This is a genomic window from Kitasatospora sp. NPDC005856, assembly GCF_040629945.1.
Lineage (GTDB): Bacteria > Actinomycetota > Actinomycetes > Streptomycetales > Streptomycetaceae > Kitasatospora.
In genome coordinates this window covers 109277-124766 of record NZ_JBEXWT010000010.1, presented here as the reverse complement: position 1 = coordinate 124766, position 15490 = coordinate 109277, and the positions used below count along the sequence as shown (strand labels likewise).

Genomic DNA, 15490 nt, shown 5'->3' with positions numbered 1-15490 from the left:
CGCGGCCCGAACCCGATTCCCAGGAGTAGTCGAGAAGTGAGCGCCAAAGAGATCACCGTCGTCCACGTGATGCGGCACGGCGAGGTGCACAACCCGGAGGGCGTCCTGTACGGGCGGCTGCCGGACTACCACCTGTCCGAGCTGGGCCGGAAGATGGCCGAGCGGGTCGCCGAGGACCTGACCGGCCGGGACGTCACCCACGTGGTGGCCTCCCCGCTGGAGCGGGCCCAGGAGACCGCCGCGCCGATCGCCGAGGCGCACGGCCTGGACATCGCGGTGGACGGACGGCTGATCGAGGCGGAGAACGTCTTCGAGGGCAAGACCTTCGGGGTCGGCGACGGTTCGCTGCGCAACCCGGGCTACTGGAAGTACCTCACCAACCCGTTCAAGCCCTCCTGGGGCGAGCCGTACATCGACCAGGCGGTGCGGATGATGGGCGCGATCGGCGCCGCCCGGGACGCCGCCCGCGGGCACGAGGCGGTCTGCGTCAGCCACCAGCTGCCGATCTGGACGCTCCGCTCCTTCGTGGAGCGCCGCCGGCTCTGGCACGACCCGCGCAACCGGCAGTGCTCGCTGGCCTCGCTGACCAGCTTCACCTTCGAGGGCGACCGGATCGTCTCGGTCGGCTACCGCGAGCCGGCCCGCGACCTGCTGCCCGCGCACCTGGTGGGCAAGGGCCGCAAGGGCGACAAGCCGGTGGGCAAGAGCTTCGGCGCCTAGCCCCGTAAGCGGCGTGTAAGTATGACTTCGGGTCACCCGGCGAACGCTGGGTGACCCGATTTCGTCGCAGGTCAGAGGGGGTGCGACGCGCAAGGCAGGACCCCGGCGAACCCGCCCGGAACTCCATGCGAAACTTTTCACATGTCTGCCATGACGCGCCCCCGTCTCCGTGTCGCCGCAGCAGCCGCCGCCACGGTCGCCGCCGCTGCGCTCGCTCTCACCGGCTGTTCCTCCTCGGGCTCGTCGGGTGGCGGCGAGGGCCAGGTCGGCTTCGTCACGGTCAAGGGCACGAACCTGTCGAAGGCGGAGGCCGGCAAGCGCGGGGACGCGCCGGACATCTCCGGGGAGACGCTGGAGGGCACCGCGGTCAAGCTCTCCGACTACCGGGGCAAGGTCGTCGTGCTGAACGTCTGGGGCTCCTGGTGCGGTCCGTGCCGGGCCGAGGCCAAGAGCCTCCAGAACGTCTCGGAGAAGTACAAGGACCAGGGCGTCCAGTTCCTCGGCATCAACACCCGGGACACCGAGAAGCAGAACGCCGTCCGTTTCGAGCAGGAGCAGGGCGTCACCTACCCGAGCCTCTTCGACCCGGCCGGCACCCAGCTGCTCAAGTTCCCCAAGGGCAGCCTCAACCCGCAGTCCATCCCGACCACCCTGATCGTCGACCGGGACGGCAAGCTGGCCGCCCGCGCCGTCGGCGGCACCACCGAGGACGCGCTGGAGTCGATCCTCCAGCCGGTGGTCGCGGAGCAGAAGCAGTGAGCCTGCCGCTCCCGCACCTCGCCGACGCCACCTCGACCGTCCAGAGCGGCGCGCTGCTGGCCGCCGCCCCGGTCGCGCTGGTGGCGGGGCTCGCGTCGTTCTTCTCGCCGTGCGTGCTGCCGCTGGTCCCCGGCTACCTGTCGTACGTGACCGGTTTCTCCGCCGCCGACCTCGCGGACGCCCGCGGTTCGCGGCGCGGCCGGATGCTGCTCGGCGTGGTGCTGTTCATCCTCGGCTTCACCGCGGTGTTCGTCTCCACCGGCGCCCTGTTCGGCTACTTCGGCCAGGAGCTCCAGGACTACAAGCGGATCATCAGCATCGTGCTGGGCTCGCTCACCGTGGTGATGGGCCTGGCCTTCATGGGCCTGGTGCCCGGGCTGAGCATGCGCGAGGTCCGCTCGCACCGCCGCCCGGCGGTCGGCCTGCTGGGCGCCCCGATGCTCGGCGTGGTGTTCGGCGTCGGCTGGACCCCGTGCATGGGCCCGACCCTGACCGCCGTCCAGAACCTGGCCCTCAACCAGGCCGACGCCCAGCGTGGCGCGCTGCTGACCACCTTCTACTGCCTGGGCCTCGGCGTACCGTTCATCCTGGCCGCGGTGGCCTTCCGCCGGGCGCTGGGCGCCTTCGGCTGGGTCAAGCGGCACTACCCGCTCGTCATGAGGATCGGCGGCGGCATGCTCGTCGCGGTCGGTCTGCTGCTCGTCACCGGGATCTGGGACTCGATGATGAGCCAGCTGCAGTCCTGGACCGCCGACTTCCAGATCGGAATCTGACCGTGAGCAACACCACGACCGAGACCGAGCAGCCCCCGGCTCCGGACGACAGCGCCGCCGAGCGGCTCAGCACCGCGCCGGTCGAGTCCGACGGCCCGACCGGCATAGGGCCGTTCGGCTGGGCCCGCTGGATGTGGCGCCAGCTGACCTCGATGCGGGTCGCCCTGATCCTGCTCTTCCTGCTGTCGCTGGCCGCCATCCCCGGCTCGCTGATCCCGCAGTACCAGAACGGCCAGGGCCAGTTGAAGGTCGAGGCCTGGAAGGCGCAGCACGCCACGGTCGCGCCGATCTACGAGAAGCTCCAGCTGTTCGACGTCTACAGCTCGGTCTGGTTCTCCGCGATCTACATCCTGCTGTTCGTCTCGCTGGCCGGCTGCATCGTCCCGCGCACCTGGCAGTTCGTCGGCGTGCTGCGCTCCCAGCCGCCGGCCGCGCCGCGCAACCTGACCCGGATGCCGGTGCACGCGGCCTGGCGCACCGAGGCGGACGCCGACGTGGTGAACGCCGCCGCGCACCGGCTGCTGCGCAAGCGCGGCTTCCGCGCCCACCTGTCCGGCGGCGCGGTGGCGGCCGAGAAGGGCTACCTGCGCGAGGTCGGCAACCTGCTGTTCCACCTGTCGCTGTTCGCGCTGCTCGGCGGCTTCGCCTGGGCCAGCCTGGCCGCCGGCACCGGCGGCAAGCTGATGGTCCAGGGCGAGGGCTACTCCAACACCATCACCCAGCTCGACGACTTCAACGGCACCCGGTTCTACGGCAGCCAGGACCTCGACCCCTTCTACCTGAAGCTGGACAGCTTCACCTCGAAGTTCCAGACCAAGGGCGACCAGATCGGCGCCGCCCGGCAGTTCACCGCGAACGTCGAGTACTACGCGGGCAGCGACGAGTCCAAGCTGAAGAAGTCGACGATCGAGGTCAACCACCCGCTGGAGATCGGCGGCAGCAAGGTCTACCTGATCGGCCACGGCTACGCCCCGGTCGTCGCCGTCAAGAACGGCAAGGGCGAGGTCGTCTACCGCGGCGCCGTGCCCTTCCTGCCGCAGGACGGCAACCTGACCTCCACCGGCGTCGTCAAGGTCTCCGACTACGGCGTGGGCCCCGACGGCAACAAGACCCAGCTGGGTTTCTCCGGCTTCTTCCTGCCGACCGCCCCGCTGAGCTTCGAGGGCACCGGCCCGGTCTCGCTGTTCCCCGGCGACGCCGCCCCCGAGCTGGTGCTGAACGCCTTCGCCGGCGACCTCGGCACCGACTCCGGCCTGCCGCAGAACGTCTACCAGCTCAACACCCGCAAGCTCACCCAGCTGACCCAGGACGGCCAGCCGGCCAAGGCCCGGCTCAAGCCCGGCGAGGGCTGGGAGCTGCCCGACGGCTACGGCTCGGTGACCTTCGAGGGCTACAAGCAGTGGGCCAGCTTCAACGTCTCGCACCGCCCGGGCAACTCGATCGCCCTGGTCGGCGGTGTGCTGGCGATCCTCGGCCTGATCGGCTCGCTGTTCATCCAGCGCCGCCGGATCTGGGTGCGGGCGGTCCCCCTTCCGGGCGGCGGCACCCAGGTGGAGCTGGCCGGCCTGGCCCGCAGCGAGTCGGCGAAGATCGCCGAGGAGCTGGCGGAGCTCGCGGTCGACCTCCAGGACGACGCCCCGGCCTCCGAGGACGAGGACGACGCCACCGAAACGGACGTACCCGAGGAGACCGGGGCCCCCGCAGCCCCGGACGCGTCCTCGGACCCCGCAGTCCCTGCCGACCAGAACTCCAAGGAGTAGACGGTGCAACTCGCCTCGGCGGTCGACCCACAGCTGGCCGACCTCTCCAACAAGCTGATCTATTCGGCGATGGTGGTCTACACGCTCGCCATGTTCGCCCACATGATCGAGTGGACCTTCGGCAGCAGGGGGGCCGTCGCGGTCCGCTCGAAGGAGCAGTCGGTCACTCTGGCCGAGACCGTCGCCGCCGCCGACGCCAAGGCCGCCAAGAAGGTCACCGTCACCGTGGCGGCGGCCGGCGGCGGCACCACCACGCTCACCCGCACCGCGGTGGCGGGCGAGGGCGCGACGGTGGTCACCAGCGGGCGCGGCGCGGACGAGGAGGACGGCCCGGGCGCGGCCGGCACCAACGAGCGGGCCGACCTGGCCGGCCGGATCGCCGTCTCGCTCACCGTGCTCGGCGCGGCGCTGCACGCGGGCGGGATCGTCTTCCGCGGCCTGTCGGTCTCGCGCTGGCCGTGGGGCAACATGTACGAGTTCTCCTGCGCCTTCGCCTTCGCCATGACGGCGGCGTACCTGGTGCTGCTGGCCTCGAAGAAGAACGTCCGCTGGCTCGGCCTGCCGGTCGTCCTCGCGGGGCTGCTGACCCTCGGCATCGCCACCACGGTGCTGTACACCGACTCCGAGCAGCTCGTCCCGGCGCTGCACTCGCCGTGGCTGGCGATCCACGTCTCCACCGCGATCTTCTGCGGCGGCGCCTTCTACGCGGCGTTCATCGCGACGCTGCTGTACCTCGGCAAGGACTCCTTCGACAAGCGGATCGCGGCCGGCCTGACCACCGGTCCGCTGGGCACCTCGGCCTCGATCTGGCGCCGCCTGCCCGCCGCGTCGACCTTCGACAAGCTGTCCTACCGGATCAACGCCCTGGTCTTCCCGCTGTGGACCTTCACCATCATCGCGGGCGCGATCTGGGCCGAGGCGGCCTGGGGCAAGTACTGGGAGTGGGACCCGAAGGAGACCTGGTCGTTCATCACCTGGGTCGCCTACGCCTGCTACCTGCACGCCCGCGCGACGGCCGGCTGGAAGGGCCGCAAGGCCGCCTACCTGGCGCTGGCGGCGTTCGCCTGCTGGCTCTTCAACTACTACGGCGTGAACATCTTCGTCACCGGAAAGCACTCGTACGCGGGGATCTGACCGGGGCACACGATCACCCACCGGCCCGGCTCTCTCCCACAGGTTGCCGGGCCGGGCTCGTCTCCCGGGTTGTGGCGGATCGGCAAGGACCGGGGAGACGAGCCCTGGGTGCGACAGGGGTAGTGCGTGCCGGCCGCCGGTCGGTGCGAGAGGGAACTGAGGAGGAAATCGCGCAATGGAGTGCGACGAGGTCATGCTGACCGTCCGAATCACCGCCGCCGAGCGCATGCTGCTCCGCCGGCTCGCCCAGGGACACCGGAGCGACGTGTCCGAGGTGGTGTCCGACGCGCTGCTGGACATCATCCCCACGCTCAGCGCGCCGGGGGACGCCTACCGGCTGCTGCGGGCGCTGGCGGTGCCCGCGCCGTGCGCCCTGACGGTCTGGCTGCCGACGCCGCTGGCCGATCTGCTGGTGCCGGGCGCGGCCCGGATCGCGCAGATCACCGACGTCCGGATCGAGTCGGCCAGTGCCGCCCTGGGCGCGGCGCTGCGGCTGTGGCTGGCCCAGGACCCGGTCCGGCTGGCGACCAACCTCAGCGTGATGCACGCGGGCCGTCCGGCCGCGCTGGTGGCCGCCTGACGGGGGCCGGCTTCCCGGTGGGGGCCGGCCGCCCGGCGGGGATCAGCTCGCCAGCGGCAGCCGGGTGCCGCCGAGGCCCGGCGTGGCGGGGCGGCCGTCGTAGGCGTCCCGCCGGGCCGGCACCCGCGGGCCCTCGGCCGGTCCGTCCAGCGGCGCGGTGAGCAGCACGCACTCGGCCGCCGGCCGGCCGTCCTGGACCAGCTGGACCCGCACCGCCAGCCGGTCGTCCGCCGGGGCCGGCCCGTCGGCCGGTTCGGCGGCGGGCCCGGCGGTCGGCTCGGGGACGGCCCGGACGAAGCAGGGCCGGTCCAGCTCGATGTAGCGCTCGAAGGAGGTCACCAGCTCGACCGGCACCACCGGTACGGGGTGGCGCAGCCGCTGGGCGGCCTGCCGGGCGGCCTCCAGCACCAGCATGCCGGGCACGTGGTCCAGCTCGTGGTCGAACAGCACCGGGTGGGTGGCGTCGGCCCGCAGCAGCCAGGTGTCCGGGGCCAGGGTCGGGCCGAGCACCACGTCGGCGGGCTGCGCGCGGCCGACCAGCTCGGGTGCGGCGGGGGCGGGCAGCAGGGGCGGGGCGGTGCGCCGGACGGGGCCGCGCAGCCGGGCGTACGAGGCGGGGGAGACCACCCGGAGCCGGCCGGTGCCGCGGCCGATCGGCCGGCCGTCCCGGGTGACGTCGACGCACACCCGCAGGGAGACCAGTCCGCCGTGCCGCATCCGGACGTCCTCGCAGCCGACGGTCAGCATCAGCGAGGCGGGGCCGGTGGTGACGGCCAGGCCCGGCAGCCCGGGGCCGTCGAGCGCGTAGGAGAGGTCCTCCATCACGAAGTGGTGGCCGCGCGGCACCCCGAACCCGGCGTGGCCGACCAGCAGCCCGGCCTGCCGGATCGTTTCGGCGAGCAGCACCGGGTCGTGGTAGCGGTCCCCGGGCAGCCGGTAGAAGCCGTGCAGCCGGGGCCACTGGGCGCCGAGCAGGAAGTCGTACGGGCCGGTGGCCTGCCAGCCGGTGAGGAACACCTCGGACACCGAGGCGCGGTGCACCAGGTGCCGGGAGACGGTCCGGTCGTGGAAGTCGTAGCCGGTCGCGGGGCCGTCGTGGAAGTCGAAGCCGCCACCGCTGCCCGGGCCGGGGTGGGCGTACCGGCCGTGCGGGTCCGGTTCTACGATCGATGGCATGACGGGCCCCCGCTTCAGGGTGTCGGTCGGAGCGGCCGCCATGGCCGCCCGAGCAAAACATACATACCACCCGGTTTGTGTTTGGCGACTGGGGTGCCCAGGCCGCACTCTCCGGCCCGACCACGCTACCTGCCCCGTGGACTGGGGGAATGCCGGTTCGACGGGTTCCGGACCATCGATGGGGGCCTGTCCCCGCTGGACGGCGGGGGCGAATCAGGCGCTAGATTAGATACCAACCATGCGGTTTCGGAAGGTGCCGTCCGCATGCGAGCGCCGTCCCCGCAGGGGTCGCGCCGACAGCAGCCGGGTGGGGCGGGGATCGCGCCCGGCCGAGTCCGGAGGGGGCCAGTGGTCAAGCAGGAACGGGCTGGGCGGACCCGGCAGGCCGTACTGCTCGCCGCCGCGGAGACCTTCGCGCGTGTGGGCTTCGAAGCCGCCAGCCTGGTCGACATCAGTCGGCGGGCCGGGGTGAGCAAGGGGGCCCTCTACTTCCACTTCGTGTCCAAGCAGGCCCTCGCCGACGGGGTGCGCCGCGCCTCCGGGCGGGAGGTGGGCTCGGCCGCGCTGCGCGCGCTGCGGGCCGACGGCCCGGCGCTCCAGGGTCTGATCGACTTCTCTCACGAGCTGGCCCGGATGCTGCGCGAGGACGTGGTGGTGCGGGCCGGCGTCCGGCTCGGCCTGCCGGGACCGCGCCGCGACGGCGCCCCGGAGGGGCCGGACGGGCGGCCCGTCCCGGTGACCCCCGACGTCGCCTGGCGCAGCCTCGCCGCCGTCGTCCACCGGCTGCTGGACCGGGCCGCCGAGGCCGGCGAGCTGTGCCCCGGGGTGGACCGGCGGGCCGCCGCCGAACTGCTCACCGCGGTGGCGGCCGGCCAGGTGCTGCTCGCGGGGGAGGAGACCGACCGGCCCGGGCCGGAGGCCGTGAGCAGGCTCTGGACGGCGGCGCTGCCGTCCCTGGTGGCGCCGGAGCGGCGGGCGGGCTACCGGGTCTGATCCGGGGCGGGCCCACCCCCGCGGCTCGGGAACGCCCGGTGGCTCAGGTCGCCCGGCTCAGGAACGCCGGGCTCGGGAACGCCGGGCTCGGGAACGCCGGGCTCGGGAACGCCGGGTTCGGGAACGCCGGGTTCGGGAACGCCCGGCAGTTCAGGCGCACCCGGCTCAGGAGCGCTCGGCGACGCTCAGCCGGGCGAGCGCGTGCGGCTGGACCAGCCCGGGCAGCAGCAGCGTCCAGAGGTCGGACATCCGCTGGATCAGGTCCTGCCGGCCGGCCAGCACCTGGGAGCTCAGCTGGATGCCGGTGACGGCCCCGGTGATCACCCCGGCGGCCGCGGTCAGGTCGACCCCCGGGTGGAGGTCGCCGGCCTCCCGGGCGCGCTCCAGCAGTTCGCGGACCGTGTCCATCCAGCCCTGGTAGGCCGCGAGCTGCGGCTGGGTGAAGCTGCCGTGCTCGATCGTCAGCCGGATGCTGCCGCGCACCAGCGGGTCGGTCTGGAGCGCGCGGGCGAAGGCGTACCCGAGGTCGATCAGGTTCTGCACCGGGCTGTCCGACGCCGGGGTCCAGCCGGAGATGAAGACGCCCTGTCCCTCGATGACGGCGAGCGCCAGCTCCTCCTTGGAGTGGAAGTGGAAGTACAGCGCGCCCTTGGTGACACCGGCCCGGTCCAGGATCTCGGACATGGTGGCGGCGGCGTAGCCCCGCTCGTCGAACACCTCGGCCGCCGCGACGAGTACCGCCTGGCGGGTCGCCAGTGCGCGGGCCTGCCTGGCCATCGCAGCCTCCCTGGAGTGTTCTGGTCTCGGCAGCGGCCGATCCTACGGGGGCGGACGGGGCGGCGGACGCACACCGTCCAGTAGGCATCCTACCGAGCCCTCCGCGGGTCCCTCCGGCCCCTGCCGACCGGGCGGGGGCGCCGGCGGTGCGGTACCGGGAAACGCCGGACGGCCGGTCACCCGGGTGGGGTGACCGGCCGTCGGCTCGGGCCGGGGGCCGTCAGGCGGCCTGCTGCCAGCTGAACGGCGAGTAGTACGCCGGGCGGCGCTCCAGGCGCTGCCAGTTGGCGATCGGCTCGATCGGCGCGGTGGCGGCGGCCTGCTGCGCGGCGGCGGCGCGCGCGGCGAGGACGGCGGTCAGGGCTGCGAGTTCCTCGTCGGTGAGACTGCCGCGGACGATGCGGACGAGGGGTTCGGCGGAAGCGGTCATGTCCTGGTTTCTCCCCCGGTTGCTGTGGTCTGAGGTGGGTGCCCGGTGTGTACGGGCCGCTGCCGCGGGGCGCGTGCGGTGCGCCCGCGCGGCGGAGCGTGCCGCTACATCGGCGGGTTGCCGTGCTTGCGGCTGGGCAGGTCGGCGTGCTTGGTGCGGAGCATGGCCAGGGCGGAGGCGATCACCTGGCGGGTCTCGGCCGGGTCGATGACGTCGTCCACGAGGCCGCGCTCGGCCGCGTAGTACGGGTGCATCAGCTCGCTCTTGTATTCCTTGATCTTCTGGGCGCGCATGGCGTCCGGGTCCTCGGCGGCGTTGATCTCGCGCCGGAAGATGACGTTGGCCGCGCCCTCGGCGCCCATCACGGCGATCTCGTTGGTGGGCCAGGCGTAGGACAGGTCGGCGCCGATGGAGCGGGAGTCCATGACGATGTAGGCACCGCCGTAGGCCTTGCGCAGGATCAGCGAGATGCGCGGCACGGTGGCGTTGCAGTACGCGTACAGCAGCTTGGCGCCGTGCCGGATGATGCCGCCGTGCTCCTGGTCGACGCCGGGCAGGAAGCCGGGGACGTCGAGCAGGGTGACCAGCGGGATGTTGAAGGCGTCGCACATCTGGACGAAGCGGGCGGCCTTCTCGCTCGCGTTGATGTCCAGCACGCCGGCCAGCGACTGCGGCTGGTTGGCGATGATGCCGACGACGTGGCCGTCGATCCGGGCGAGCACGCAGAGCACGTTGGTGGCCCAGCGCTCGTGGACCTCCAGGTACTCGCCGTGGTCGACGATCTCCTCGATGACCTTGCGCATGTCGTACGGGCGGTTGCCGTCGGCGGGCACCAGGTCCAGCAGGCTGTCGTTGCGCCGCTCGACCGGGTCCTCGCTCATCACGGAGGGCGGCATCTCGCGGTTGTTCTGCGGCAGCAGCGACAGGAGGTAGCGGACCTCCTCGATGCAGGACTGCTCGTCGTCGTAGACGAAGTGGGAGACACCGGAGACGCCGGCGTGCACGTCCGCGCCGCCGAGGCCGTTCTGGGTGATCTTCTCGCCGGTCACCGCCTGGACCACGTCCGGGCCGGTGATGAACATCTGCGAGGTCTCGCGGACCATGAAGACGAAGTCGGTCAGCGCGGGGGAGTACGCGGCGCCGCCGGCGCACGGGCCGAGCATCACCGAGATCTGCGGGATGACGCCGGAGGCCTTGGTGTTGCGCTGGAAGATGCCGCCGTAGCCGGCCAGGGCGGTGACGCCCTCCTGGATGCGGGCGCCGGCGCCGTCGTTCAGCGAGACCAGCGGGGCGCCGGCCGCGATGGCCATGTCCATGATCTTGTGGATCTTCTGCGCGTGGGCCTCGCCCAGCGCGCCGCCGAAGATCCGGAAGTCGTGCGCGTAGGTGAAGACGGTGCGCCCGTGGACGGTGCCCCAGCCGACGATCACGCCGTCGGTGTGCGGCTTCTTGGCCTCCAGGCCGAAGCCCTGGGCGCGGTGCCGGCGGAACGGCTCGACCTCCTGGAAGGAGCCCTCGTCCAGCAGCAGCTCGATGCGCTCGCGGGCGGTCAGCTTGCCCTTGGCGTGCTGGGCCTCGGTGGCCTTCTCGCTGGGGCCGCTGCGGACCTTCTCGCGCAGCTCGTGCAGCTCGGCGACCCGCCCGCGGGCGTCGGCCGGGACCTCGGGGACCTCGCCGTCGACCGGCGCCTCATGCACAACCGTCATCTCGAACCACTCCAAGGGTGAGGGAACTGTCCGACAGCCAACGTCTGCTGTGCCCCCGGCTGCGAATCACTTTCTTCACTTATGACTGTACGAGGGGCCGTGCGCTGGTTTCGGCGTCGATTCCGTACAAGGTCGGGTTCGTTTAGCTGTCAGGCCTGTACAGAAGCGGTCGGTTCGTTCACTGCGCGCTCGGTGTTCATCTGGATACCGGGGGTTGTCGGACAGATGATGGTCCGATGATCTGAGCATGAAGAAAAGCGCAGGTCAGGGCTGCCTCCCGGTGCGGTGGGCCGGTGCTTTCGGGGGCCGCTCCAGGCCCGCTCGGGCCTGGCGGGCAGGGGCACGTCAGCAAGGTTAGGGGTTGCACAGTCGTAGGGAAGCGCCAAAAATGCCGCAACCCACCCCGTGCGGTGGGGGTGGGCTGTCCGGGCGAGCGGGCGGGACCTGCTCCGATCAGTTCCTCCGGCCGTCCTCGGGCTCGTCGCCGTCGCGCAGCTCCCGCTCGCGACGGCGCAGGTCGGCCTCCCACTGCTTGAGCATCTCCTCGTGGTCTTTGTCGTTCTTCTTCAACGAGGCGAGGAACTCGGGGTCGTCGTCCGGCGCCAGCGGGCGCCCGCCGCGCGGGGCGGGGCGGCCCGGGCGGTCGTCCGCCGGGTACCCCGGGTGGGCCTCGGCGGGCGCGGTCCGCAGGAAGCCGCGCTGCCTGCCGGCGATCAGCCAGGCGATCGGGCCCAGCGGCGGGAAGAGCAGCACGATCAGCACCCAGACCACCTTGGGCAGGTGCTTCACCTCGTCCTCGGGCGTGGTCAGGCAGTCCACGAACGCCCAGACCCAGAGCGCGAGCGGAAGGATGATGGTCAGAAGAATCCTCGGCACGGCTGGGATCTCCCCCCGGGCGACGGCGGCGGGCGCCTTCCAGGGGCCCTTGACCGAGCCAGGCTATCGGGTGGCGGATACTGACAGGCATGGCATACGACGATCTCCGCTCGTTTCTCCGGGCCCTCGACCGCGAGGGCGACCTCAAGCGCATCAAGGCGGAGGTGGACCCGCACCTGGAGATCGGAGAGATCGTCGACCGGGTGCAGAAGGCCAAGGGCCCGGCGCTGCTCTTCGAGAACGTCAAGGGTTCGTCGATGCCGCTGGCGATGAACGTCTTCGGCACCGAGCGGCGGCTGTCCAAGGCGCTCGGCCTCAAGGGCCCGGAGGACATCTCCGAGAAGATCGCCGGCCTGCTCAAGCCCGAACTGCCGCAGGGCTTCACCGGCTTCCGGGACGCCTTCGGCAAGCTCGCCTCGATGGCGCACGTCCCGCCCCGGCACGTGAAGTCCGCCGACGCCCCGGTGCAGGAGGTGGTGCTCACCGGCGACGACGTCAACCTGGACGAGCTGCCCGCCCTGTTCACCTGGCCGCTGGACGGCGGGTCCTTCTTCAACCTGGGCCTGACCCACACCAAGGACCCGGACAGCGGCATCCGCAACCTGGGCCTCTACCGGCTCCAGCGGCACGACCGCCGCACCATCGGCATGCACTGGCAGATCCACAAGGACAGCCGCAACCACTACGCGGTGGCGGCCAAGCGGGGCGAGCGCCTCCCGGTCGCGATCGCCTTCGGCTGCCCGCCGGCCGTCACCTACGCGGCCACCGCGCCGCTGCCCGGGGACATCGACGAGTACCTCTTCGCCGGCTTCATCGCCGGGGAGCGGGTCCGGATGGTCGACTGCAAGACGGTGCCGCTCCAGGTCCCGGCCGACGCGGAGGTGGTCCTGGAGGGCTGGCTGGAGCCCGGTGAGATGCTCCCCGAGGGCCCGTTCGGCGACCACACCGGCTTCTACACCCCGCAGGAGCCGTTCCCGGCGCTGACGATCGACTGCGTGACGATGCGCCGCCGCCCGATCCTCCAGTCCATCGTGGTCGGCCGCCCGCCGACGGAGGACGGCCCGCTGGGCAAGTTCACCGAGCGGTTCTTCCTGCCGCTGCTGAAGATCATCATCCCGGACATCGTCGACTACGACCTGCCCGAGGCCGGCGGCTTCCACAACTGCGTGATCGTCTCGATCGACAAGAAGTACCCCAAGCACGCCCAGAAGACGATGCACGCGATCTGGGGCGCGCACATGATGTCGCTGACCAAGCTGATCATCGTGGTGGACTCCGACTGCGACGTGCACGACTACCGGGAAGTCGCCTGGCGGGCCTTCGGCAACGTCGACTACAGCCGCGACCTCACCGTGGTCGAAGGCCCGGTCGACCACCTGGACCACGCCTCGTACCAGCAGTTCTGGGGCGGCAAGGCCGGCATCGACGCGACCCGCAAGCTGCCCGAGGAGGGCTACACCCGGGACGGCGGCTGGCCCGAGATGGTCTCCTCGGACCCGGCCACGGCCGCGCTGGTGTCTCGCCGCTGGAAGGAATACGGACTGTGAGCACGGCCGCCGTCGAGACGCCCGGGCGTACGAAGGCCTTCCTGCGCCTGGTGATGATCGAGCACTCGATCTTCGCCCTGCCGTTCGCGTACATCGCCGCGCTGACGGCCATGTTCCTCGCCGACCGGCGGGTGCACTGGGGCGAGCTGTTCGTCGTCACGGTCTGCATGGTCGGACTGCGGACCTTCGCCATGGCGGCCAACCGGATCATCGACCGCGAGATCGACGCCCGGAACCCGCGCACGGCCACGCGTGAACTCGTCACCGGCGCGGTGTCGTTGAAGACCGCGTACGTCGGCTCGGCCGTCGCGCTGGTGGTCTTCCTCGGCTCGGCCGCGATGCTCAACCCGCTCTGCCTGGCGCTCGCTCCGGTCGCCGTGGTGCCGATGGTGGTCTACCCGTACGGCAAGCGGTTCACGGACTTCCCGCAGGCGATCCTGGGCCTGGCCCAGGCGATGGGACCGGTCGGCGCCTGGCTGGCGGTGACGGGCAGCTGGTCCTGGGACGCGGTCGTCCTCGGTGTGGCGGTCGGCATCTGGATCGGCGGCTTCGACCTGATCTACGCCTGCCAGGACGTCGAGTCCGACCGCGAGAACGGGGTCCGCTCGGTGCCCGCGCGCTACGGCGTCCCGGCCGCCATCCGGGGCGCGCGGGTGTGCCACGTCCTGACCACGTTCCTGCTGGGCTGGTTCGCGCTCCTGACGGACGCCGGCGCGGCCTTCTGGATCGGCCTGGTGGTCGTCGCGGGCGCGTTCGTCTACGAGCACACCATCGTGAAGCCGAACGACCTGTCGAGGCTCGACCGGGCGTTCTTCCAGACCAACAGCTTCGTGGGCATCTCGCTGTTCTTCTTCGCCCTGGTGGACCTGGTCCTCCGCGGGCTCGGGATCTGACCCCCGTGGCGGCGCGCCGGTTCGCCGGCGCGCCGGGTCGGCCTCAGTCGTGCAGGAAGCCCTCCACCGACACCGCCAACGCCACCGGGGCCTCGTACATCGGGTAGTGCCCGCTGCCGCCGAGCTCCTCCAGCTGGGCGTTGGGGTAGTGGGTGAGGAAGGTGCCGCGCATCACCTCGGCGGTGAGGGCGAGGTCGTGCTCGCCGACGATCACCTTGACCGGCACCGGGTTGCCGTCGATCCGGTGCTGGAGGTCGGCCGTCGCCCAGTCGCGGACGTAGCCGCCGAAGGCCTCGGGGGTGGCCAGCCGCAGGGACTGGTCGACCATGCGGTCGAGCCAGACCCGGCCGGCCCGCTGTCCGGTGACCAGGTCCAGGATCGCGAAGCGCTTCTCCCGGTCCTCGGCGGCGCCGTAGAACAGTGCCTCACCCGCCTCGTCCAGCGGGTACGCCCCGGCCGGCACCGGGGCCAGGCCGACCAGCTTGCGCACCCGCAGCGGCGCCTCGGCGAGCACCTGCTGGGCCGCCTTGCCGCCCATCGAGTGGCCGACCAGCGAGAAGCGGTCCCAGCCGAGCTGGTCGGCGAGGGCGAGGGCGTCGGAGGCGATCTCGGCGAGCGTGTACGCGCCGGGGACGTCCTTGCGCTGCCCGTACCCGCGGTAGTCGAGGAAGGCGTAGCTGAAGGCGTCGCCGTCGAGGTAGTCGAGGAACGGGCCCCAGCCCGCGCTGGTGCCGAACCAGTCGTGCAGGACCAGGACGTGGTGGTCGCCGGTGCCGGTCAGGTGGTGGGGGATCGTCATGCCAACGGTCGTTCCCCGCGGACCGCCCGCCCGAACGGGCGGTTCGCGGGGAACGGGCGGCCGCTACTCGGCGAGGAGGCCCTTGTACTGGTCGGCCGTGAGCAGGTTCTTCAGCTCGGCGGGCTTGGTCAGGGTGATCTCGACCATCCAGCCGTCGTAGTACGGGTTCACGTTGACTTCCTCGGGGGAGCCCTCCAGTTCCTCGTTGACCGCGGCGACCGTTCCGGAGACGGGCGCGTAGAGCTCGCTCACCGACTTGACCGACTCCACCGAACCGAAGCTCTCCTCGGCCTCCAACACCTTTCCCACTGCGGGGAGTTCGACGAAGACGATGTCGCCGAGCTGCTTCTGGGCGTAGTCGGTGATGCCCACCCGGACCCTGTCCTTCCCGAGGGTCTCGACCCACTCGTGGTCGTTGGTGTACTTGAGGTTCGTCGGAATGGCGGACATCGCGGTCTCCGGGGGATCGGCGTCTGGCCGGCGGTTCGTCGGCTTCGAGGAGGAGCCTGCTACAGACCCCGGCCCCGCGCCGTGACTCTCACCCGATCGAGTGATTTCAGGCGCCGC

The 15490-nt window shown here is 71.7% G+C and carries 16 protein-coding genes; 9 read left to right on the top strand and 7 right to left on the bottom strand.

Features of this window, described 5'->3' with window-relative positions; genetic code table 11:
* Positions 1–69 precede the first annotated feature (69 nt).
* The 6 genes from ABZ449_RS09125 (at position 70) to ABZ449_RS09100 (ending at position 5726) form a co-directional block, all read left to right on the top strand.
* The gene (locus ABZ449_RS09125; protein ID WP_360342707.1) at positions 70–720 is read left to right on the top strand and encodes a histidine phosphatase family protein; all 651 of its coding nucleotides are present in this window, start codon (positions 70–72) and stop codon (positions 718–720) included.
* A 150-nt stretch (positions 721–870) separates the two neighbouring features.
* The gene (locus tag ABZ449_RS09120; RefSeq protein WP_360342613.1) at positions 871–1479 is read left to right on the top strand and encodes a TlpA disulfide reductase family protein; all 609 of its coding nucleotides are present in this window, start codon (positions 871–873) and stop codon (positions 1477–1479) included.
* 2 nt (positions 1480–1481) lie between these two features.
* The gene (locus tag ABZ449_RS09115; RefSeq protein WP_360342704.1) at positions 1482–2252 is read left to right on the top strand and encodes a cytochrome c biogenesis protein CcdA; all 771 of its coding nucleotides are present in this window, start codon (positions 1482–1484) and stop codon (positions 2250–2252) included.
* 2 nt (positions 2253–2254) lie between these two features.
* Entirely contained in the window at positions 2255–4012 is a 1758-nt protein-coding gene (locus ABZ449_RS09110) for a cytochrome c biogenesis protein ResB (protein ID WP_360342610.1), read from the top strand.
* 3 nt (positions 4013–4015) lie between these two features.
* Positions 4016–5146 (top strand): c-type cytochrome biogenesis protein CcsB, encoded by a 1131-nt coding sequence (gene ccsB / locus ABZ449_RS09105; RefSeq protein WP_360342607.1) that lies wholly within the window; start codon positions 4016–4018, stop codon positions 5144–5146.
* 193 nt (positions 5147–5339) lie between these two features.
* Positions 5340–5726 carry a hypothetical protein gene (locus ABZ449_RS09100; protein WP_360342604.1) on the top strand — a complete coding sequence of 129 codons (387 nt, stop codon included), beginning with the start codon at positions 5340–5342 and terminating at the stop codon, positions 5724–5726.
* Positions 5727–5768: 42 nt separating this feature from the next.
* Here the strand turns inward: ABZ449_RS09100 and ABZ449_RS09095 are convergent, their stop codons facing one another.
* A complete protein-coding gene (locus tag ABZ449_RS09095; RefSeq protein WP_360342601.1) occupies positions 5769–6902 on the bottom strand; it encodes a ScbA/BarX family gamma-butyrolactone biosynthesis protein in 1134 nt (377 codons plus the stop codon).
* A gap of 348 nt (positions 6903–7250) precedes the next feature.
* On the opposite strand from ABZ449_RS09095, the gene ABZ449_RS09090 reads away from it, so the two are divergent.
* Entirely contained in the window at positions 7251–7895 is a 645-nt protein-coding gene (locus ABZ449_RS09090) for a ScbR family autoregulator-binding transcription factor (protein ID WP_360342598.1), read from the top strand.
* A 165-nt stretch (positions 7896–8060) separates the two neighbouring features.
* Here the strand turns inward: ABZ449_RS09090 and ABZ449_RS09085 are convergent, their stop codons facing one another.
* The 4 genes from ABZ449_RS09085 to ABZ449_RS09070 all read right to left on the bottom strand — a co-directional run bounded on the left by ABZ449_RS09085 (position 8061) and on the right by ABZ449_RS09070 (position 11684).
* Positions 8061–8672, bottom strand: a complete 612-nt coding sequence (locus ABZ449_RS09085; RefSeq protein ID WP_360342595.1) for a ScbR family autoregulator-binding transcription factor — start codon at positions 8670–8672, stop codon at positions 8061–8063.
* A 220-nt stretch (positions 8673–8892) separates the two neighbouring features.
* Positions 8893–9102: an acyl-CoA carboxylase epsilon subunit gene (locus ABZ449_RS09080; RefSeq protein ID WP_360342592.1), complete on the bottom strand. Its 210-nt coding sequence runs from the start codon at positions 9100–9102 to the stop codon at positions 8893–8895.
* 104 nt (positions 9103–9206) lie between these two features.
* Positions 9207–10808, bottom strand: a complete 1602-nt coding sequence (locus tag ABZ449_RS09075; RefSeq protein ID WP_360342589.1) for an acyl-CoA carboxylase subunit beta — start codon at positions 10806–10808, stop codon at positions 9207–9209.
* A gap of 453 nt (positions 10809–11261) precedes the next feature.
* Entirely contained in the window at positions 11262–11684 is a 423-nt protein-coding gene (locus ABZ449_RS09070; protein ID WP_360342586.1) for a PLD nuclease N-terminal domain-containing protein, read from the bottom strand.
* 89 nt (positions 11685–11773) lie between these two features.
* On the opposite strand from ABZ449_RS09070, the gene ABZ449_RS09065 reads away from it, so the two are divergent.
* Together ABZ449_RS09065 and mqnP are read left to right on the top strand one after the other, a co-directional pair.
* Positions 11774–13231: a menaquinone biosynthesis decarboxylase gene (locus ABZ449_RS09065; protein ID WP_360342583.1), complete on the top strand. Its 1458-nt coding sequence runs from the start codon at positions 11774–11776 to the stop codon at positions 13229–13231.
* The gene (gene mqnP / locus ABZ449_RS09060) at positions 13219–14124 is read left to right on the top strand and encodes a menaquinone biosynthesis prenyltransferase MqnP (RefSeq protein ID WP_360342701.1); all 906 of its coding nucleotides are present in this window, start codon (positions 13219–13221) and stop codon (positions 14122–14124) included. Before ABZ449_RS09065 ends, mqnP begins: the two co-directional genes overlap by 13 nt.
* A 43-nt stretch (positions 14125–14167) precedes the next feature.
* Here the strand turns inward: mqnP and ABZ449_RS09055 are convergent, their stop codons facing one another.
* Both ABZ449_RS09055 and gcvH read right to left on the bottom strand, forming a co-directional pair.
* Positions 14168–14923, bottom strand: coding sequence for an alpha/beta hydrolase (locus ABZ449_RS09055; protein ID WP_360342580.1), 756 nt, complete (start codon positions 14921–14923; stop codon positions 14168–14170).
* Positions 14924–14986: 63 nt separating this feature from the next.
* Positions 14987–15373 (bottom strand): glycine cleavage system protein GcvH, encoded by a 387-nt coding sequence (gene gcvH, locus ABZ449_RS09050; protein WP_360342577.1) that lies wholly within the window; start codon positions 15371–15373, stop codon positions 14987–14989.
* Positions 15374–15490 lie beyond the last annotated feature (117 nt).

Excerpts from the sequence above, each read along its gene's own strand:
- ABZ449_RS09125 (WP_360342707.1), top strand. The coding sequence starts at position 70 with ATGCGGCACGGCGAGGTGCACAACCCGGAGGGCGTCCTGTACGGGCGG.
- ABZ449_RS09120 (WP_360342613.1), top strand. The coding sequence starts at position 871 with ATGACGCGCCCCCGTCTCCGTGTCGCCGCAGCAGCCGCCGCCACGGTC.
- ABZ449_RS09100 (WP_360342604.1), top strand. The coding sequence starts at position 5,340 with ATGCTGACCGTCCGAATCACCGCCGCCGAGCGCATGCTGCTCCGCCGG.
- ABZ449_RS09095 (WP_360342601.1), bottom strand. The coding sequence starts at position 6,902 with ATGCCATCGATCGTAGAACCGGACCCGCACGGCCGGTACGCCCACCCC.
- ABZ449_RS09085 (WP_360342595.1), bottom strand. The coding sequence starts at position 8,672 with ATGGCCAGGCAGGCCCGCGCACTGGCGACCCGCCAGGCGGTACTCGTC.
- ABZ449_RS09080 (WP_360342592.1), bottom strand. The coding sequence starts at position 9,102 with ATGACCGCTTCCGCCGAACCCCTCGTCCGCATCGTCCGCGGCAGTCTC.
- ABZ449_RS09075 (WP_360342589.1), bottom strand. The coding sequence starts at position 10,808 with ATGACGGTTGTGCATGAGGCGCCGGTCGACGGCGAGGTCCCCGAGGTC.
- ABZ449_RS09065 (WP_360342583.1), top strand. The coding sequence starts at position 11,774 with ATGGCATACGACGATCTCCGCTCGTTTCTCCGGGCCCTCGACCGCGAG.
- ABZ449_RS09055 (WP_360342580.1), bottom strand. The coding sequence starts at position 14,923 with ATGACGATCCCCCACCACCTGACCGGCACCGGCGACCACCACGTCCTG.
- gcvH (WP_360342577.1), bottom strand. The coding sequence starts at position 15,373 with ATGTCCGCCATTCCGACGAACCTCAAGTACACCAACGACCACGAGTGG.